The 19997-nt window shown below is 67.4% G+C and carries 11 protein-coding genes and 7 pseudogenes; 7 read left to right on the top strand and 11 right to left on the bottom strand.

The genetic code is table 11. The annotated features are described in order from the left end of the window. Positions 1 to 278 (top strand): annotated as a pseudogene (locus tag AB0M27_RS40905) (hypothetical protein); the annotation flags it as partial. Positions 279 to 1050: 772 nt separating this feature from the next. Here AB0M27_RS40905 and AB0M27_RS40900 read toward each other — a convergent pair. From AB0M27_RS40900 to AB0M27_RS40875, 6 genes and pseudogenes are all read right to left on the bottom strand, one after another. Further along, complete coding sequence (locus AB0M27_RS40900) at positions 1051 to 1464, bottom strand: ricin-type beta-trefoil lectin domain protein (protein ID WP_365730094.1); 414 nt, start codon at positions 1462 to 1464, stop codon at positions 1051 to 1053. A 3-nt stretch (positions 1465 to 1467) separates the two neighbouring features. Beyond that, positions 1468 to 2703 (bottom strand): annotated as a pseudogene (locus tag AB0M27_RS40895) (alginate lyase family protein); the annotation flags it as partial. A gap of 44 nt (positions 2704 to 2747) precedes the next feature. After that, complete coding sequence (locus AB0M27_RS40890) at positions 2748 to 4157, bottom strand: ricin-type beta-trefoil lectin domain protein (RefSeq protein WP_365730092.1); 1410 nt, start codon at positions 4155 to 4157, stop codon at positions 2748 to 2750. Positions 4158 to 4680: 523 nt separating this feature from the next. Continuing rightward, positions 4681 to 5251: pseudogene (locus tag AB0M27_RS40885) on the bottom strand (integrase); the annotation flags it as partial. A gap of 110 nt (positions 5252 to 5361) precedes the next feature. Continuing rightward, on the bottom strand, positions 5362 to 5853 hold the full coding sequence (locus AB0M27_RS40880) for a hypothetical protein (RefSeq protein WP_365730090.1): 492 nt from the start codon (positions 5851 to 5853) through the stop codon (positions 5362 to 5364). A 913-nt stretch (positions 5854 to 6766) separates the two neighbouring features. Continuing rightward, the gene (locus AB0M27_RS40875; protein WP_365730088.1) at positions 6767 to 7285 is read right to left on the bottom strand and encodes a transposase; all 519 of its coding nucleotides are present in this window, start codon (positions 7283 to 7285) and stop codon (positions 6767 to 6769) included. A 223-nt stretch (positions 7286 to 7508) separates the two neighbouring features. Here AB0M27_RS40875 and AB0M27_RS40870 point away from each other — a divergent pair, with 223 nt between their 5' ends. From AB0M27_RS40870 to AB0M27_RS40860, 3 genes and pseudogenes are all read left to right on the top strand, one after another. Beyond that, positions 7509 to 9377, top strand: coding sequence for a glycoside hydrolase family 3 protein (locus AB0M27_RS40870; protein ID WP_365730086.1), 1869 nt, complete (start codon positions 7509 to 7511; stop codon positions 9375 to 9377). 261 nt (positions 9378 to 9638) lie between these two features. Next, a pseudogene (locus AB0M27_RS40865) lies at positions 9639 to 9974 on the top strand (integrase); the annotation flags it as partial. Positions 9975 to 10069: 95 nt separating this feature from the next. Beyond that, positions 10070 to 11160: pseudogene (locus tag AB0M27_RS40860) on the top strand (integrase core domain-containing protein). A gap of 138 nt (positions 11161 to 11298) precedes the next feature. Here the strand turns inward: AB0M27_RS40860 and alc are convergent. The 4 genes from alc to AB0M27_RS40840 all read right to left on the bottom strand — a co-directional run bounded on the left by alc (position 11299) and on the right by AB0M27_RS40840 (position 16257). After that, positions 11299 to 12453 carry an allantoicase gene (gene alc / locus AB0M27_RS40855; protein WP_365730084.1) on the bottom strand — a complete coding sequence of 385 codons (1155 nt, stop codon included), beginning with the start codon at positions 12451 to 12453 and terminating at the stop codon, positions 11299 to 11301. Between the two features lie 139 nt (positions 12454 to 12592). Further along, on the bottom strand, positions 12593 to 13327 hold the full coding sequence (locus AB0M27_RS40850; protein WP_365730082.1) for an aspartate/glutamate racemase family protein: 735 nt from the start codon (positions 13325 to 13327) through the stop codon (positions 12593 to 12595). A 44-nt stretch (positions 13328 to 13371) separates the two neighbouring features. Then, positions 13372 to 14715 (bottom strand): allantoinase AllB, encoded by a 1344-nt coding sequence (gene allB, locus AB0M27_RS40845; RefSeq protein WP_365730080.1) that lies wholly within the window; start codon positions 14713 to 14715, stop codon positions 13372 to 13374. Positions 14716 to 14757: 42 nt separating this feature from the next. Beyond that, the gene (locus AB0M27_RS40840) at positions 14758 to 16257 is read right to left on the bottom strand and encodes a hypothetical protein (RefSeq protein WP_365730078.1); all 1500 of its coding nucleotides are present in this window, start codon (positions 16255 to 16257) and stop codon (positions 14758 to 14760) included. A gap of 710 nt (positions 16258 to 16967) precedes the next feature. Here AB0M27_RS40840 and AB0M27_RS40835 point away from each other — a divergent pair. Together AB0M27_RS40835 and AB0M27_RS40830 are read left to right on the top strand one after the other, a co-directional pair. Beyond that, the gene (locus AB0M27_RS40835) at positions 16968 to 17645 is read left to right on the top strand and encodes an XRE family transcriptional regulator (protein ID WP_365730076.1); all 678 of its coding nucleotides are present in this window, start codon (positions 16968 to 16970) and stop codon (positions 17643 to 17645) included. Positions 17646 to 17770: 125 nt separating this feature from the next. After that, positions 17771 to 18022 (top strand): annotated as a pseudogene (locus AB0M27_RS40830) (helix-turn-helix domain-containing protein); the annotation flags it as partial. 334 nt (positions 18023 to 18356) lie between these two features. Here AB0M27_RS40830 and AB0M27_RS40825 read toward each other — a convergent pair. Next, positions 18357 to 19455: pseudogene (locus AB0M27_RS40825) on the bottom strand (integrase core domain-containing protein). 141 nt (positions 19456 to 19596) lie between these two features. Between AB0M27_RS40825 and AB0M27_RS40820 the strand changes: the two are divergent. Further along, positions 19597 to 19788 (top strand): hypothetical protein, encoded by a 192-nt coding sequence (locus AB0M27_RS40820; RefSeq protein ID WP_365730074.1) that lies wholly within the window; start codon positions 19597 to 19599, stop codon positions 19786 to 19788. Positions 19789 to 19997 lie beyond the last annotated feature (209 nt).

Genomic DNA, 19997 nt, shown 5'->3' with positions numbered 1-19997 from the left:
CCCAAGGGGCTTGCTTGAGCCGGTTGCCTGGAAAGCGGGCACGGCCGGTTCTGAGGGGGGACCGCTGCAGCAATGCAGCGGTCCTACCCGACGAGGCCGAGTTCGCGGCCCTGCGCTACTTCGCACTCAACGGCACTGACCACCGCAGCCACGACGAACAGAACGCCGCCATCGCCGCCTACGTCCGCTGGCGCAACACCCGCGCGAAACCGAAGACGAACTTCGCACCCGACTCACCGATCCGATCATGGACCGATCACCCGGCCAAGGCTGTGTGACGAGCCACTAGTGCAGCAATACGGGCTTGCGCGCAGCACGGTACGGCGGGCTATCGCTGTCCTGGTGGAGTCCGATGAGGTCTTCACGGTACCCCAGCGTGGCACCTACGTGGCGGAAAAGCCCAGTTCAGAGGCCATATAGCCCTGCGAGGGCGCAGGGTCTACCGACTCGTGGCCGTACAGGGACTCCCGCGTCCGAGTCGCCTTCACGACCACTTCTCCCGGGCGGGCCCCCTCGGCCGGGCCGAGCCTCAGCCCCAGACCAAGCGCAACGCCGGTCGGCCCCGCGCCCCGACCGGCGCACTCTTGTTCGACTTCGGGATCATCGAGCATGCCCCGCGACGCATCCGGATCCTGGGCTGAACGCACGCCCGATCGGGCAGTGGATCACCGCCGCGGACTGAAGGTCGACCCTTGGCATCACCATGAGTACGCAGATGAGGGCCACGACCTTTAAGGTCGTGGCCCTCATCTGCGTATCGTCAGTGATTGTGTCCGAGGGGGGAGTTGATCAACAACGATACGGTCGTGATCGCGCAAGGACGGCTCCGGATGCTAGATCCACCCGTGGGCCTCCCCCAGAGTCACTCTCCAGGTTGACCACCTGGGGTCACGAGATTCCTTTCTCCCCCGAGCGTCTGGGTTTGCTGCCCCGGGAGGTTGATGACGCTCTTACACCGCCAGTTGCGTACTTCACTGGCTGGTCGACCCCACTGCGTTCAGGTCTGGAACTTCCACACGGGCTCGGTCGCTGTCACCCGGCCGCTTCAGATCACGTCGGCAGGGTCCACAGTTGATTGGCGGTGCCGGCGCAGGTCCAAATCTGCAGCCGGGTGCCGTCGGCGGAACTCTGCCCGGTCGCGTCCAGGCACTTGCCGGACGCGGTGTTCACCAGCGTGCCGTTCGCCTGGGGCTTCCACTGCTGGGCACCGGTGCCGTTGCACGAGTACAACTGGATCTTGGTGCCGTCGGCCGTTCCGGCGGCGGTGACGTCCATGCATTTACCGAGGGCCCGCAGGGATCCGTCGCCGGCGACGGTCCACTTCTGGGCCGTGGTGCCGTTGCACTCCCAGAGCTGGATGGCTGTGCCGTTGGTGGTGTTGGCCCCGGCGACGTCGACGCACTTGCCGCCGATACCGGTGATCGGGCCAGTCGGGGGCGACGGTGGCGGTGTGCCGGAGGCCACGTAGGGGTTGTCGGCGTTGGTCAGGGTCTCCCAGGCCACGAAGAGGTTGTTGGTGCCTTGCGGGCGGTGCGACTCCGTGTACGACTGGGTGTTGGCCATCGCATAGCCGTACCGGTTGTGCATGGCGTTGAAGCCGGGCTCGGTGATCGGGCCCAGGCCGAGGTTGAGCGTGCCGTTGCACAGCCAGGACGGGACCGCGGCGCCGTTCTCGTAGGTGGTCTGGAAGCCCAGCGCCTGCCGCAGCCGCTCACCGACCTGCGGGTACAGGTCCTGGCCCTGGATCAGCGCGGTCTCCGCGACATGCGAGATCGCGGAGATGCCGTACCCGGTGTGGGTGAAGTCGCGGCAGGTCTCCTGGGTGAGGCCGGTGACGAAGGTCGACTGGCCCTGCCAGTAGTTGATGATCTCCTGTGAGGTGTCCAGGCCGCTGCCGGGCACCGTCTTGGGGAGGGAGCCGTCCGAGGACAGATAGATGTAGGCCGGGACCCGGTTCAGGTAACGGCTGATGGCCGAGTCGTAGCTGGCATGGTCCTCTATGAAGATGGAGATGCCGACGGCGGCCTCCATCATCGACAGTTCCCAGTTGCCGTTACTGTTGGAGCCGTTGATGACCTCGGGGAGGTAGACGTTTCGCAGCATCGCTGTGAAACGGCTGATGCCCGAGGAGGACCAGCCGGTGTAGGTGTAGCGGATGATCTCGGCGGCCCGGGGCCACACCGAACCCGCCCAGCCGGTCTGCAGCGGGGCGTTGCTGTTCGTATGGTCCGTGATCACAGCCGACCAGGCGTTCATCAGCTCGATGGACTTGTCGGCGTACCGGCTGTCGCCGCTGATGTACCAGATCAGCGCGTCGGTGTAGGCCGCGATGGCGTCCTGCCGCTCGTCGGTGCAGCCATAGTTGGGGTTGGAGTAGGGGCCGCATTCGACGACGGACCGCGGCTTGGGGACGCGTGACAGCGAGGCATAGGAGCTGGACGTCATCTGCTGGTAGGCGGACGCCCATGGCTGGGCGCCGGCCTGCACCTGGGTGCGGACGTAGTCCAGCTGGGGTCTGCTCACCATCACGCCGGGGTGGGTGAAGGTGGTGGGCGAGGCGGCGACCGCCACCTGGGTGGTGGCGGTGCCCTGCGCGGCGGCGGGCCCGGCGAGGGTGCCGCCGAGCAGGGCCGCCGCAGCCGCGAGTGTTCCGGGAAGCACGTTCGCGGCGCGGATCCGCCGCAGGAGTTGACGCAGTTGCATGGCAGGTTCTGCCCTTCAGACTGGCCTTACCGGTGCGGAACGGATCAGGCGGGGAGGGTCCACTTCTGGTTGGCGTTGCCACTGCAGGACCAGATCTGGGACTGCGTGCCGGGCGTGGTGGACCAGTCGGTGTCGTCGAGGCACTTGCCCGACTGCGGGTTGAGCAGTGAGCCGTCGGCTTGTGGGACCCATACCTGCGCGCCGGTGCTGTTGCAGTCGTACAGCTGCACCTTGGTGCCGTTGGCAGTGCCGCCGGCCGTGACGTCCAGGCACTTCCCGAGCACCTGGAGGGTGTGGCTGGAGTCGTTGACCGTCCAGGTCTGGGCGTTCGTGCCGTTGCAGGTGTAGACCTGGATCGGGTTGCCGTTGGCCGTGGAGGCGCTCCCGTCGTCGAGGCAGAGGCCTGCGTAGCCGGTGATCCGACCAGTGTGGGTGGTGCCACCGCCTCCACCGCCGCCGATGCCGTTGAAGATGCCGGCGAACTGGTAGAGGCTCTGCGGGGTGCCGCTGCAGCTGTCGGAGAGCGTGCCGTTGGTCGCACAGGCCTTGTCACGGCCCAGGGACCAGTAGCCGATCTGCTGTATGCCGTTGGACTTGGCGAAGCTGGTGAGCGTGGTGGCGTTGCCGGTGGTGAAGATCTCGTTGAGCGAGTCGTTCACGCCAATCATGGGGGTGTTGCCCTCCATGGCCCACAACTCGGCGGAGGTCTTCGTCGTCCAGACGTTCGCCAACTGGGTGTGGAGTGCGTTGGCGGCACTGACGGCGGCCGAACCCATGTCGGAGACGTTCTGGTAGTAGTCCATGGTCATGATGTTGACCAGGTTGACGTTCACGTTGCGGGACTTGGCGTTGTTGACCAGGCTCAACCCGTCCGAGTCGAGACCGTTGGGGTCCGTCGGCAGCGTGTAGTCGATGTCCAGCTTCCGGCCGGCAGCCGCGGCAGCCGCCTGGAGGCCCGCGATGGCCTGGTTGCGGCGGTCGTTGGCGGCGGTGTCCCGCAGCGCCGACCCTTCGATGTCGAAGTCGAGCCGGGTGAGGTTGAGCGTGTCGATGACCCGCTGGTACTGGGTCTGCAGCGCCGACACAGTGCCGCAGGCCTGGGCGAGTTCAGTGCCGGCAGCGCCGCCGAAGGACGCGATGACGTCACCGCCGGAGGCCCGCAGGTTGTTGATCGCGGTGGTCCAGCCGGCGTCGGTGATCGACACGTTGCCGTTGTAGGTGGCGTTACAGGTGCCGTCGCTGAGGACGAACGCGAGGTGGAAATGGTTGACGCCGGTGGCAGCCTGAGCGTTCGCCATGGCGGACGGGGAGTTCCAGGTCTCCACCCAGGGTGCGACGTACTGGGCGGGGAAGCCGGGACCGGGGTTGGCTGCTGCCTGGGCATCAGGGGCGGCACTGAGCAGGGAGACCGACGCCAGGAAACCGACGAGGGGGGACAGATGTCTGATACGCATGGGCCATCCAACTGTGACTGGTACGAGACCGGTTGAGGGGGGAAGAAGCGGTGGCCGAGCAGCGCGAAGTCAACTAGCGAAGAAAGCAACGCGCAAGAGAACCGACAGGAAACGTTCCTGTTGTCATCGGCTTCGACTTCTTGGAATGGTCGCGCGGTCCCGCCCGCGGTGTAGCTTCACGAGGTTGCGTCACAGACCCCGTCTTGACTCCTTGACGTCTTCCTGTGTACGGGAGTTGAATGCGCGACGGCCGAGCACCCGCAAGGGGAACCAGCGGTCTTGCACCATCGCCGTTGGTTCCCGCCCCCGTTCGCCATCCGGCAGCCACGGCAGCCCGCGCAGTTCCGTCCGCAGCTGCAGAGCTTTGTGGCACCTGCCCCGGGACCCGTGTGCCGTCTGCCGTTCGGCACCCGACCCGAAAAAGGTGCTTCGACGATGAGACGCCCCCCGACCCGGCCGACCACAGCCCTCGCCGCTGTGCTCGCGCTGCTCGGCGGGCTCCTCCTGACCCTGGCCACTGCCCGTCAACGTGGAAGAAGTCCGCCGCGATGATCCCCTCAGCCTGCGCGGTGAGGAAGTCGCGCCGACTCGGACCGGTACGGCGCGGTACGGCGCGGCGCCGGGTCGACGCCGGCCGCGTCCAGGATTTCCCAGACCGTGGACGGTGCGATCGTGTGCCCGAGCCGGGCCAGCTCGCCCCGTACCCCGCAATGCCCCCACCGCGGGTTCTCCCGGGCCACGCGCAGGACGAGCTTCTTGAGCGCGGCCGCGGTGGGCGGGCGGCCGGTCCGCCCGCGTTGGCGGGAGTAGTGCCACCTGCCGGCGATCAGCCTTCGGTGCCATGCCAGCAGCGTCCCCGGCGTGACCGGGAAGACGCTGCACCAGTGGTGACGCGGAATCAGCGACGACAGCGCGGCCAGCCAGAACCGGTCCATAGGCTCGTCACGGACCGGACCATTGAGCTGTCGTCGCAGCACCGCGTTCTCGTGCCACAGCACCAGCAGTTCGGCGTCTTTGGCACTGTCCCGACGCAGCAGCACCACAGGCACGGCCAGCAGCGCACGAGTGGCCCGGTACAGCAGCGAGATGATCAACCGCGCAGCGTTCCAGCCACCACCAAGCGCCCCGCACGCAGGCCCCTACCTGCAGCGATGACTTTACGAGCCCCACAGGCGGAGTCCCTCAAGGCAGCCGGCACTCCCTGTCATGTGGTCACTCGGCCGCCGGCGTCGCCCTTGAGCGCCAGGAGCGCCAGGTCCTCAGCGGCGCCGCTTGCCGCCCCGTCTGCCGTTCTTTCGGTGGCCGCGCTGCTGAACAAGGCCGACGTGGGCCTTGCGCTCCCGGGCACACGCTCGGCGAGGGCCTGAAGGTCCGCGAGGCCCTCCCGGTCCGGGTGACCGGAGGCCAGAGCCGCCCGGAGGGCCTCTTCGGCCTCGCGACCCTGTTGGCGTAGTACCTCCCTCACCCCGTCGGCGCCGGTCGCCTCACAGAGCTGCAACAGGCTTTCAGCGACCATGAGCAGGCTTTCCGGCTCCGTGAGGTCCTCGGGGGTGAGAATCTCCCGGCGGGCCAGGAGGCTCAGCGCGGTGGGAGCCGGCGCCGGATCCGTACGCAGGTTTCGCAGCAGGGTCTCGCCGTCGTCGAGCACGGTGACGAGGACGTCCAGCATGGCCTCGGCGCGGGTACGGAACGGCATGGCCCGTACCGCATCTGTGAGCTTTTCAACGGCTACCTGCGGCTCACCCACTGCGTGTGGCTCACCCGCGGCCTGCGGATCATCCGCTGCGCGTAGATCGCTGTGGTCCCCCGTCCATCGAGCCCCGGCGGGTCCTGCGAACAAGAGTCCTCGACGGAGTCGTCAACGAGTACCGCTACACGGCTTGAGCTGCAGCGATGACTTCACGAGCCCCCACAGGATCGCCGGACCAGCCAGCACCCCAGCGCCGGAGCGCGGAGGCCCGGCCGACGCGCAACCCAAAAGCCCGGCCCGTTCCCCGATGCCGCCGCGCCGACCACGCCCGCCCCCACCTTCTCTCTTGATTCATCATTCGGGCAGGGAGCAGCGGCAGCAGAGAGGATGTCAGCCCCCTTCGCCTCCCTTGAGAACGGCGCTGACCGCACCCGTGGCGTCCGGCCCCAGCCGGGCCGGCACGGCGACGCCTCGCGCCAACCGTCGCGGCGGATGGAGATGAGCCCGAAGTTTCCGTTGGCGCGGAAGGAGAGCGGAGAGCGCACAGTCCGGGTAGAGGTCGTCAGGGATCTGGGCGAACCGGTCCGCCGCCATCAACCCACGACAAAATCCCCGTGCCGTAGCCGCGCATCGCACCTTCGTCTATGCGAGAGCTGGTACGGGGGGAAGAACGGTAAAGCCGGCTGACGGCGGCCAGCGCTGACGCGCGAGGAAGCGTGCGCGGCGCCTACGCCGTCAGCTCACCCGCCGCTCGCGACCAGACCGTCGGCCATAACCCCCACCGACGCTGACGCCCCACCATGCACGCTGGACTGCCGTGGTCGGGGCCTTGACCGGGCCCGACCAAGCGGAGGGGCCCGCTCCACGAGCGGCTGCGCAACCACCGCTGCGCAGCGAAAAACGGGCCCCGCGTAGACGGCTACGCAAAGTGCCCGGGGCCCGGGGCCTGCGCAGCCGGCCATGTGCAGGCGATTACGCTTGCAAGCGAGCGGACATCGGCCAGAGCTGCGCAGTCCGGAGATCGTGCGGCGCCGCAGACCCTGAAACCCTCCCCTCTCATCGGCCGCCTCCCCGCCGCGCCCAGGCCCGACGGGGAGGCGGCCGGACGTGTTCCGTGGCCGCCGCCGGGCTGGTCGCAGCCGGTGCGGCCAGCACCGTCTTTTGGGGGCACCACCTTGCCTATCAGCTCCGCTGCCCGGCAGTGGATCGCCAGTTCCGCCTCCAGCTCCACGATCCGTCGTCGTGCGGCCACGAGCTCGGCCTGGTCCTCGCTGGTCGGCCCGGGCAGTTGTCCGGTGTCGATGAGGTGCTGACGGAACCAGACATAGATCGTCTGTTCACTGATGCCAAGGTCGTGAGTGATCTGCCGGACCGGCCTCCCCGCTTCGACGAGGTCGAGGACCTTGCGTCGGAACTCGGCCGGGTAACTACGGGGCACAGAAGCCTCCTTGAGAGCCTGGAGCATCATCTGTCCAGCAAGGTGACTCCACCAGACCCGCGGCACATCAGAGTCCCTATCGAACCCGGAACGGTACACCCAAAAGACTTTCCCCAGATGACGAGGCGAGTCGAAGTCATTGACGCGGGCATGCCGTTCAGCGACAACGTCTGTACGAGTTGTGAACATTCCCTGACGTCTTCCCGGGACGGAGACCAGCAAAGTGACGCTTCACGCCCTACGGGGAGCCGGCCGGACGCCACACCGCCGTGCTCTCCTGCTCAGCGCGCTTCTCGTCCTCACCGCCGGCCTGCTCACGGCCGCGCCCACGCCACCCGCCGCGCATGCCGCCGCGGGCTGCACGTCCACCTCGGACTGCCTGTCCAAGATGACGCTGGCCGAGAAGGCCGGTCAGATGACGCAGGCCGCCAACTCCTACATCGTCAACAAGCAGGACATCGCCACGTACGGCCTCGGCTCGGTGCTCAGCGGCGGAGGCGGCGGCCCGAACGGCGCGGGCGGCACCGCCACCCAGTGGGCCGACATGGTCGACAGCTATCAGAGCTACGCCCTCAGCAGCCGGCTCGGGATACCGCTGCTGTACGGCGTGGACGCCGTACACGGCCACAACAACGTACAGGGCGCCACCCTGTTCCCCCATCACATCGGCATGGGGGCCACCCGCGACGCGGCGCTCGTCCAGCGCGTGGAGGACATCACCCGCCAGGAAGTTCTGGGTACCGGGATCCGCTGGTCCTTCGCACCCTGCGTGTGCGTCGCCCGCGACGACCGCTGGGGCCGCACGTACGAGAGTTATGGCGAGGACCCGTCGGTCGTCTCACCGCTCGCCTCGGCGGCCGTCACAGGTTTCCAGGGGACTGCGATCGGCCCGACCTCGGTCCTGGCCACGGCCAAGCACTACATCGGCGATGGCGGCACCACCTACGGCACCGGCAGCAGCGGCTACCTCATCGACCAGGGCAACACGCAGATCAGCGAGAGCGAGCTGCGCGCCGTCCACCTGCCGCCCTACCAGTCGGCGATCACGGCGGGCGTGGGGTCGGTCATGGTGTCGTACAGCAGTTGGAACGGCACCAAGATGCACGGCGACAAGTACCTGATCACCGACGTCCTCAAGACCGAACTCGGCTTCTCCGGCTTCGTGGTCAGCGACTGGGCAGGCATCAAGCAGCTCCCTGACGCCACGTACGCCGACCAGGTCGCGCACGCCGTCAACGCCGGTCTTGACATGATCATGGTGCCGGACGACTACGTCGGCACCATCAACGCCATCGTCACCGACGTGAACAACGGCAAGATCCCGCAGTCGCGGGTCGACGACGCGGTGACCCGTATTCTCAACGCCAAGTTCGCGCTCGACCTGTTCAACCATCCTTACACCGATCGCAGTTACACCCCGCAGGTCGGTTCGCAGGCGCACCGGGACGTCGCCCGGCAGGCGGCCCGCGAGTCACTGACCCTGCTGAAGAACGACAGCAGCGCGCTGCCGCTGCCGAAGACCGGCACGTACAAGATCGTGGTCGGCGGGAAGTCGGCCGACGACCTCGGCAACCAGACCGGCGGCTGGTCGATCAGCTGGCAGGGCTCCAGCGGCACGCACACCACGGGCACCACCTTCTGGCAGGCACTCCAGCAAACCACCGCCGGCACCGGCATCACCCTGCAGAACGTCGGCACCCGCACCAAGGGCAACTACAGCGCGGATGTCGGCATCTGGGTGGGCGGCGAGACCCCGTACGCGGAAGGCAAGGGAGACTCCTCCACCCTCGCCTTCGGCAACGACAACTCCACCCAGCTCAGCGACATCTGCTCACGCGTGAAGACCTGCATCGCGATCCTCTACTCCGGGCGCCCGCTGATCATCGGCAACCAACTCCCCAAGGCGCAGGCGTTCATCGCGGCCTGGCTGCCCGGCACGGAAGGCGCGGGGATCACCGACGCTCTCTTCGGCGCGGGCTTCTCCGGCAAGCTTCCCGTCACCTGGCCCACGGCGGTCGCCGACGAGCCCATCAACAGTGGTGACGGCAAAACGCCCCTCTTCCCCCTCGGTTACGGCATCACGCCCTACTGACCCGGTCGGGCCGATCCGCACCGACGGCCTGAGACCGCCCCGAAGGCCACCCGCCCCCGCAGCCGGTGGCCTTCGGGCGGCCTCCTCGGGCCGACCCACCGGGAACCCGCTCACGCGCGTCCTCGCCGCCGCCCGGGGCCGGCAGGGACTCGGCGAGCCGGTGACGGCGCGGGGGCCGAAAACCCCATCCGTGGCCTGTGACCTGCAGATCCTTGCGAACGGTCAGTGATCGTCGGACGGGTCATGCCAGGCTGGTGGATCGTGCTGTTACGACTGTCCTACCTCGCCGTGTCGAGCGTGTTCGCCTTCATAAGACTGCTGCCGATGAGCACTGTGGACAAGGACATCGAGATACTGACGCTGCGCCACCAGTTGGCTGTCCTGCAGAGGCAGATCGACAGGCCGCGCGTCACCCCGGCGGACCGCACTTTCCTGGCCGCGCTCCTCCACCAGCTCCCCAAGCCCCAACTGCGGCAGCTACATCTCGTCGTCTCGCCGGAGACGACCCTGAGGTGGCACCGTGACCTCACGCGCCGTCGTCACGCTGACGCCTCCCGTCGCAAGCGGTCTGGCAGGCCGCCGACTCGTCGCAGCATCGAGTGCGGTGCCGAAAACCCCATCCATGGCCTGTGACGTGCAGGCTCTTGCGCACGGTCGTTGGCTGCTGGACAGGCGTGTCAGGTTGATCGATCGTGCTGCTGCGACTGCCCTACCTCGCTGTGTCGAGCGTGTTCGCCTTCATCCGGCTGCTGCCCATGAGCGATGTTGACAAGGACATCGAGATACTGACGCTACGGCATCAGTTGACCGTCCTGCAGCGGCAAATCGACAGGCCGCGCATCACGCCGGCGGACCGCGCTTTCCTGGCAGCTCTCCTCCACCGGCTCCCGAGGCCCAAGCTGCGGCACCTTCACCTAACCGTCTCCCCGGACACGATCCTTCGGTGGCACCGTGATCTGATGCGCCGTCGCCACGCCGACGCCTCCCGCCGCAAGCGGTCCGGCAGACCGCCGACCCAGCGCAGCATCCAGGCTCTCGTCCTCCGCTTGGCCCGCGAGAACAGCTCCTGGGGGTATCGGCGCATCCACGGCGAACTCGCCGCCCTCGGCATCAAGGTCGCACCCTCTACGGTGTGGGAGATCCTGAAGCGGCACGGGATCGAGCCGGTACCCGAACGCGACCGTCAGACCTGGGCCGCGTTCCTGCGCGGCCAGGCCCACGCGATCCTGGCCTGTGACTTCTTCACCGCCACCACGCTGAACGGCGCGACGTTGTACGTCTTCGCGGTCATCGAGCACGTCAACCGCCGCATCCACGTCCTCGGAGCGACCGCCCATCCCACCGCGGACTGGGTGACCCAGGCTGCGAGGAACGTGGTCATGGACCTCCAGGACGCCGGCGCCACCGTCACGCACCTCATCAGGGACCGCGACAGCAAGCCCACCCGTGCGTTCGACGCCGTCTTCGAGGCCGAGGGCATCGAGATCGTCACCACCGGCATCCGCGTTCCCCGCATAAACTCGATCATGGAACGCTGGGTGCAGACCTGCAGACATGAACTCCTCGACCGCACCTTGATCTGGAACCTGCCCCACCTGCTCCACGCGCTCACCGAGTTCGAGTCGTTCTACAACCAGCATCGGCCGCACCGCACCCTGCACGGCGCGGCACCCCTGCGGCCAGTTCCCGAACCGATCACGAACCCGGCCGACTCCACCGGCTGGACATCCATCGACGTGATCGCCTCGGCGGCATCCTCCACGAGTACTCACATGCCGCCTGATCAGCGCGGACGTAATAATCGGCACCCGCAGAGGTGAGTGCGATGAACGCCGAAGAGCGTCAGAGCCGGACGCTCGCCTCCATGCGGCCGATCTGTGCGGATCGACTTTCCGGCACCCACAGGCCCGCAGACGTGAGCTCACTCGCCGAACAGAGCGGGGATCTCCGTGAGGGCCGCGTCGTTCTCGTTGAGCGGCCGTCGGCCGGTGATCGCGGTCGCAGCGTCCTCTGCCGTCCCTGCTGTGGTGAGGACAGCCTGTGCCTGGTCAGAGGGGAGTGAGTTGAACCATCGCAGGGCAAGGGCGCGTCGTGCCGCGACGCCAACCGAACCGAGGACTCGCAGGCGGGAGATTCCTCCGTCGGGGAACACGTCGAGGCGCAGATGCGTGACTTCCTCGGTGCCGGAAAGGTCGAAGTAGTGCCTGGTGTCGGGCTGGAGCCTGGTCTTCGGCAGCAGTGGGAACCAGGTCGGCGAGTCCGGCTCCGGCGTCGTCTCGCTGTTGGCTCCGTACAAGGCGCACTCGTTTGATGCGTTGTACTTGTAGTAGGAGGTGTCGACCTCGACTTGGCGCAGGCGTCCGGGGGCAGCCAGGCGGATAACCGCCCAGTCGTTCCCCGGGCCGCGTCGGCGCTGGGTCTCCCAGCCGTCGCCCATGTGCCGGGCGAGTCCGGGCTGGTTGAGGACCTCGGCCGACGAGTAGAAGGTGTCGCTGCTGGCCTCAACGACGCCGCCGAGTTCGCGGGCGGCGAGGTCGGGGGTGAGGCCGTAGAAGCGGCGAGGGTCGGGGACGGCCTGGCCCTGGACGCGCAGGCGGGCTACCCCGCCGTCGGGGTAGATCGACAGCCTGAGGTGGGTGAAGCGGGTTCGCGCCGTCACGGTGAATTCGTTGTGGGAGTCGCCCTTGAGCGGGGAGCGTGGCACGATCTCCTCCCAGGCGACGCCGGGTGCCGCGAGTTCTTCCGGCGAGGGGTAGCCCTCCACGCCGCAGGCTTCGATGCGGCACTCCGGCGGGTAGTTGCCGGTGAAGAAGCTGGTGTCGACGTCGATGGAGTAGATCACTCCGGGCGCTCCGAGACGGATCAAGGCCCAGTCGTGTCCGGGAGTGCGCCTGCGGCGGGTCTCCCATCCGTCGACGATCTCACCCTTATGGCCGTAGGTGCCGGGAGTGAAGTCCGCGGCCGTCGGCACGAGCAGATTCTCCTTCTCGCCGAAGGACTCGTCGCTTGCGGCGATGACGCTGCCGCCGAGGAGGCGCGAGGCGAGGTCCGTCGAGGACAGATGATCGGTGGGCATGAGGGACAACCTCCACGGTTGGAGCGGTAGAGCAAGAATCTGCGTGGTTGACGGTGATGGCAGGAATAGGCTCGGCAGACGGTGATGTACGGGGGGCGGCCGGTGAGCCGGCGTCCCGTCGGCGGGGACGACGGGCGCTTCAGAGCGCCAGATGCTTGGACAGCGGCCAGCCGGTGATCGTTTTCGACTCGGGAGCTGCGTAGGTGCAGACCTTGCTGGTCCCCAGTCCCAGGCCCACCATCGCCTCGGCCAGGCGCACTCCGGCGGCGACCGGGTCGACCACCGGCACGCCGAGGGCGTCGGTGATTGCCCTGTCGAGTCCGGCCATGCCGCCGCAGCCGAGGCAGATGACCTCGGCCCGGTCGTCCTCGACAGCGCGCCGTGCCTCTTCGATGATCGCGGCCATCCCGGCCTCCGGGCTCTGGTCGAACTCCAGGGTGCCCATGCCGACGGAGCGGACCGAGGCGCAGCGGTCGGCGAGTCCGGCGGTCAGAAGGCGGTCCTCGATCGATCCGATCGAGCGGTCGAGGGTGGTGACCACGGAGTAGCGGCGGCCGATCATCAGGGCGACGTGGGCCGATGCCTCGGCGATGTCGATGACGGGGACGTCGGTGATCTCCTGGAGCCCTTCCCGCCCGTGCTCGCCGAACCCGGCCATGACCACGGCATCATAGGGCTGGTCGTAGGTGGCGACGCGGTCCATGACCGCGACGGCGGACAGCAGGCTCTCGAAGTTGCAGTCGATGCCGTCGGCCCCGAAGAGCGGGGTGAGCGGGACGACCTCGGTACCGAGCGAGGCATAGTCCCGGGCGGTCATGGCGATCGCCTCGGTCATGGCTTCGGTGGTGTTCGGGTTGACGACCAAAATGCGCATCAGGCACTCCTTCACGATCGATGGTCCGGTGGGCGGGCAAGCGGCTAGCGGGCGATGCCGGGCGGGGCCAGCAGTTGCCCTCGGGGACTGGAGAAGTCGATACGCCGACCCCTCAGCCAGGTCTGCCGGACCACGCCGTGCAGTTCCCGTCCGGCGTAGGGGATGATCGGCTGGCGGTGATGCAGGGCTGCCGGCTCGACGGTGAACTTCTCGTCGGGCGCCAGGAAGCACAGATCGGCGTCGTATCCGGGGGAGATCGCGCCCTTGTGCGGAAGGCCGATGAACTCGGCCGGCCGCCGCGCCATCCAGTTGGCGACATCCGCGAGCGAGTGGCCGCGGCGGCGTGCCTCGGTCCACACGGCGGGCAGACCGATCTGGAGGGAGGATATGCCGCCGAAGGCCGCGGAGAAGTCGCCGTGGTCCAAGGCCTTGTGCTCGACCGCGCAGGGTGAGTGGTCCGAGACGATCATTCCGAGGGATCCGCCGCGCAGGGCCGCCCACAGCCGATCCGCGTTGGCGCCATCACGGATCGGCGGACAGACCTTGAACGAGGTGTCGCCGTCAGGCACCTCCGCCGAGGTGAGGGTGAGGTAGTGCGGGCAGGTCTCTGCGGAGATGCTGAGCCCCTCGGCCCGCGCTGCATGGATGAGATCGGCGGCCTGTGCGCTGGAGACATGGACGATGTGGCTGCGCCCGCCGGTGGCGCGAGTCGCGTCGATCACCGCAGTCACCGCCACGTCCTCGATGTGCGGTGGGTGTGCCGCCAGGAAGTCGTGGTACGAGCGGCCGGGAACCAGCGGGATCGCGGCCATTTCGTCGGCGTCCTCGGCGTGGACCGCGAGGACGCCGTCGAACGACTTGAGCTCGACCAGGGCCGCCTTCAACTCGTCGACGGAGACGGGCGGGAATTCGGGAAGGCCGGTGTTGGCAAGGAAGCACTTGAACCCGAGTACTCCTGCACGGTGAAGCTCTCCCAGGCGGGGGATGTTGGAGGGGGTGACGCCGGCCCAGAAGCCGACGTCGACATGACTCCGCCCGCTTGCCGCCTTCCGCTTGATCTCCAGGGACGGTACGTCGACCGTCACGGGGAGACTGTCCAGCGGCATGTCGACCACCGTGGTGACTCCACCCGCCGCCGCTGCCCGGGTACCGGAATCGAAGCCCTCCCAGTCGGACTGCCCCGGGTCCTGAAGGTGCACGTGGGTGTCGACAAGGCCGGGGAGGACCACCACGTCAGGCTCGACGCGGACTTCTTCCCAGGCTGGAATGGCGGTCTCAATGTCCTCGACGTACCGGATCCGCCCGTTCACGATGCCGATGCAGGCGGCTCGTTCCCCCTCGGATGTCATCACGCGGTCGGCGCGCACGACCGTGTCCACTGTTTCCATGCCGACTCCTCGGTTGTACTCGTGTGACTCGGTGAAACCGGCTCAGGAGAGCTCGGGCAGCGGATCCGGCGCGGCCTCGTGGCCGTCGTCCGACGCCTCGGCGGGTTCCGGTGCGAACCGCGGGAAGCCGAGCAGGGTCGTGGCGTTCACCCGCTTATGGACCAGAGCCACCCCGACGAGGTAGACGACAGCGCCGGTGAGCCACGCCTGCAAGGCCGGGAAGCCGATGTAGGTCTTTTGGAACCCTGCCGTTCCTGGGATCAGGCCGCCGGTGACCGTCCCGACGACCGTGCCCGCGACCACCGCGACCACGCCGGGCCAGTTGGCCGCCGCGGCGTCCTTCCAGTGCGCGACGCGATCGATCGGACGGCGGAGACCGAACAGACGCGGCAGGACAAAGAGGTCCATCGCCATGACCGTGCTCGCGGTCGGCACCGTCACGGCGCCGATGCCGGTGACGATGTTGAACGTCTGCTGGAGGCTCGGCAGGATCAGGGTCAGGCCCGACGCGATGGCGCCGAGCACCAGCACGGTGTACTTGCGACGCCACCGGGGCAACTCGGACGTCAGGTTCTGAACGCCGTTGACAGCGATGTAGAGGTTGCCGTCGTTGACTGCGGTCTGGTTCACGATGAAGAAGATGAACCCGAGGGCCACCAGCCCGAACAGGGAGAAGTTCACGAAGTACTTGATGCTCGCGCCGAAGTCCGCCTGGTTGGCGAGCACCGCCACGACGTATCCCATGATCGGGAACATGAACGCCCCGACCGCGTAGGAGACGATGATCGTCGGCAGGTTCCACTGGGGACGGGTCTTGGCGTAGCGGAAGACGTCGGCCTCATTGCCCCAGGTGGACAGGCCCACCATTGCGCCCGTCACGAAGAGGATCGAGGAGGGTGCCGACACGTGAAGCTGTGAGTGCAGCTGGCTCCCCGAGACGGTCGCAAGCCCGCGGATCGTCGCGTAGAAGCCCCAGATCATCACCACCGGCACGGCGACGTACTGGGCGAACCTCTGGACGCCGTTGAAACCGAAGTACGTGTTGGTGATCATGACGAAGGCCAGGCCGACAGTCACCGCCTTGACCGCGGGCACCGTGAACAGTCCGCCGAGCAGCGACATCACGAACAGCACGGTGAAGACATAGAAGCCCATCCCGTTGATCACCAGCAGCACGGAGACCAGTCGGCTGCCCAAACGCCCGAAGATGCCGCGCGTCATGACCGAGGTCGTCTGTCCTGCTGCGGCGCCGGCGTTCGCCGAGCCGACGCAGTACAAGGACATCGCCACCGTGGCTATCGCCATCGCGATGATCAGTTGGGTGAAGCTCAGCCCCTCGAAGCGCGCGGTGTAGCCGACGTATGCGGCCCCGAAGGTCGCCTGCAAGGAGAGGAATGTCAGGAACATACGGAAGTTGGAGCGGCGCTCGGACAGCGGTACCACGCTGTCCGTGTAGTCCTGCGCCGCTTCCGTGCCCGCCGCGCTCTCGTCGGGGCTTGTGGATGCGTCGGAGGTACGAGCAAACCCGGTGTTACCGGTCATGGCAACTCCCTAGGACTGTGTGCGGTCATGGCTGACCGGAGAGTGCGCCTGATGGCGGCTGGCGTGTGCGACCCGGAAGGAACGGCCACCGAGCCCTTCGATGCGTTGAAAAGCATCGGCCGGGTCGATGACCGGCCGGGAGGAAGCTGTGAGACATGACCATTTCGGCCACGATTCGGCAGCGGTGCGATCCTGGGTTCGACGTGCGACGACTCAAAGGCGGCAGGTGATGTCGGCGGGAACGCCTGCGCGATACCGGCGAGGACCGATGGCACATGGCGTTGTCCAAAGGGGCCGCCAACGGGCGACGTGATCCTGGCGTTCACGCACGGGATCGGCGCTACTGGGGGACGCGTGCGATGACGGCCCTTTCGAGGGGCTGGTGCACATCCGCTCGTGCCGGCGCCTTGCTGGGCGCCACACGGGTGGTGTGCGCGCCGTGCGCGATGCCGGCATGGAGCACGAGGCGGGTGACCGCGTGTCCTGCTGTTCAGCGGAGCAGGTGTAACTGGGGCATGCCGACTCCCTTCCCGGCGAGGAGACGCCAGAAGCAAGCAGTTCCGCTTTACGAAAACTCTATTCCGATGTGCGGTAGCTAACAACCTGCCCGCTGGAACGTCAAGCGGTTGCTGCACACTGCTTAACACCGTCCTACAAGGTAGACATAAGGACGTCGCCAGAATGTTAAGTGGCGCGCTAGGCTGTCCAGCATGACGGACCGATCGTTCCGGACCCTCGAGAGCCCGGTCACCGACCTGGGGTGCAACATCCGCGCTGCACGCAAGGCGCAGGGTATGTCCCTGAGGGAGCTCGCCCGACGCGCGGACATCAGCGCGAGCGCCCTCTCACAGATCGAGACTGGCAAGACCCGGGCGAGCGCCAAGACCGCCTACGAGATCGCCCAGCAGCTGGGCGTCACTCTCGCCGAGCTCTCCACCGGTGTGCCCGGGCAGCCCGACGCAACAGGATCCTCCGCACCGGGCCGGGACCACCCAGGTCCCGAGCCGGACGGCTTGGCCGCCCACCTGCGCCACGCTGTCGAATTCATCCCTCACAGCGCCCAACGGACCGTCAACTTGCATGGTGGGGAGTCGTTCAGAGTGCTCAGCGGCCCCTCCCTTCCCGGCGCGAACTGCCTACTCCTCACCTACGAACCCGGAGCCTCGTCACCGCCGAACGACGAGTTCGTGCGCCACGCCGGCCATGAGTTCAACTACCTCGTCTCCGGCCGCCTCATCATCGAGGTCGGGACCGATCGGCATGAACTCGCCCCCGGCGACACGCTCACGTTCCCCGCCTCGACACCCCATCGTCTGACCAACCCATGGCACGAGAAGGCGGAACTCGTCTCGCTCTTCCTGCACACCCTGCCCCACAACGGCCTCTGAAAGATCAGCAGCCCCGACCGGGGCGGGCTGCTCGCGGAGTGGCTTCCACATCGCCTGTACCTGTGAGGGAGCCGAACTGGAGGCGGGCTGCCGTACTACCAGCCCTGGAGCCGTTGAAGGCCGCGATGTGGCTCCTGTTGCTCGGACGCCCGGACACAATCATGCGGTGGCATCGCAACCTGCTCAAGTGACGACATGCCGCCACCTGCGCACCGAAGCGGCGCGGACGCCCACCCACGGTCCGCTCGAACCGCGCCCTGGTCCTGCGCCTGGCTCACGAGAATTCCTCGTGGGGCTATCGCCGAATCCACGGCGAACTCGCGGCGCCGGGACTCAACGTCGCCGCCTCCACCACCTGGGAGATCCTCCGCGAGCACTGCGGCTGAATGACGATGTCCGCCGGCACCACTACGGTCGAGGTCACCTCTGGCAGCTCCGGGTCCCAGGGAAACTACGCGGCGACGTCCCTGAACCCGTCCGGGAGTTGGCAGGCCTCGGGCACCGGCGCCTTCACGTACTCCTACCCGATCGACGTGCCGTCCGCGGTGGGCAGCAATGCCCCGTCGGTGGGGCTGTCCTACGACTCGCAGTCCGAGGACGGCGAGACCTCGGCCCGCAATTCCCAGGCATCCTGGGTCGGCGACGGCTGGGACTACCAGCCGGGCTTCGTGGAGCGGACGTTGCCCTTGCCGGAAACCTCGTCCACCCAGGTCACGCGGCATGTTCGTACTCGTGGAGAATGCCACCCAGGCGTTCACGCCTTCGTATGTCAAGGTGGGTGATCTGCCCTGGATCGCTGATCGTCTGGGGCAAGGGGTGGAGCGGTCGGGCGTTCGCGATTCCCTGATGGGGCCGATGGGAGTTGTAGAACCGCTCGAACTCCCGCACAGCGTGGTAGAGGTGGCGCTGGTTCCAGATCAACGTGCGGTCCAGCAGTTCACGGCGGCACGTCTGCACCCACCGCTCCATAATCGAGTTCATTCGGGGCATCTGGACGCCGCTGAACACGACCTCGATGGCCGCGTCCTTCAAGATGGTGTCGAACAGCTCGGGGAACTTCCCGTCCCTGTCCCGGATCATGAACCGCGCTCGGCAGCCCGTGTCCTCCAGGTCCATGACGAGATTCTTCGCGGCCTGGACTACCCAGGCCGCCGACGGGCGAGCCGTGGCGCCCAGGACGCGGACCCGGCGGCTGGCGTGCTCGATCACCGCGAACACGTACAGCCGCGCTCCAGTCAGGGTGACCGTCTCGAAGAAGTCGCACGCCAGCAGCACCTCGGCCTGGGAGCGCAAGAAGTCGGCCCACGTACTGGAGCTCCTTCCGGGCGCGGGATCAGTCCCGGCACCCTTCAAGATCTCCCATACCGTGGAGGCGGCCACCTTGATCCCCAGCACAAGCAGTTCGCCGTGCACCCTCCTGTAGCCCCACGTGGGATTTTCCCGCGCCAGGCGCAGCACCAGTACGCGGATGGAGTGCACGGTGCGTGGCCGACCCGAGCGCTTCGGCCGAGAACGGGCCGCGTGATGGCGCGCGATCAGGTCGCGGTGCCATCGCATAACCGTGTCGGGGCGCACCAGCAATCGCAGCCGACGCAGTGCATCGCGCGGGAGCTGGTGCCGCAACGCGGCCAGAAACGCCCGATCGCTCGGCTTGAAGCGCGGCCTGTCCCCTCCCAGTTGCCGCTCCAGCACGGTGATCTGATGACGCAACGCCAGGATTTCGACGTCCTTGTCCCGGGTCGCTCATCGGTAGCAAGCGCAGCATGGCGAACGCGTTCGTCACACCCAGGTAGGCCAGTCGCAGCACCACGATCGATCATGTTCCCGCAAGGTTGGGCACTCGCGCCAAAGCCCCGACCCGAGCACGCGGGCCGACGGCCCGCGGAACCCGCATACCGCCTCTCACCTGCACGGATGAGGTTTTCGGCAGAGGCAGGGCTACGACGCCGCCATGCTGCTGGCGCATTCCCTGCTCGTCCCCGCCTTCGCGCACCGCGTCCGCGACACCTTCACTGTGCTCAAGACGGAGACCGGACAGGTCGCCCAGATCATCGTTATCACCGAACTGCTGCAGTCTGCCTCGCGCGGGGACCATGCCGAACTCGTCCCCACACTCCATTCTTTGGCCGCCGATCTGAGTTGACACCGCACCACGCGTCGGGGCAGACCCTCAGGCGCCCGTCGTGCAACTGACCGGTATCGGTGCACCGCTTGCTCGCCTGGAGCAGGGTGCCGTGCACGATCACCCGCCCCACGCACCCGGGTTCCGCAGTTAATCGGGGTTCTGGGCTTTGGATGAGGTCGAACTTGCTGGTCAGCGGTGTGGCAGTTGGTGGGAATCGAAGCTCGTCC

Origin of the sequence: Streptomyces sp. NPDC052107, from assembly GCF_040680215.1 — a bacterium.
Lineage (GTDB): Bacteria > Actinomycetota > Actinomycetes > Streptomycetales > Streptomycetaceae > Streptomyces.
Note: the sequence above shows the minus strand (reverse complement) of the source record. Positions and strands in the feature narration are given on the sequence as shown.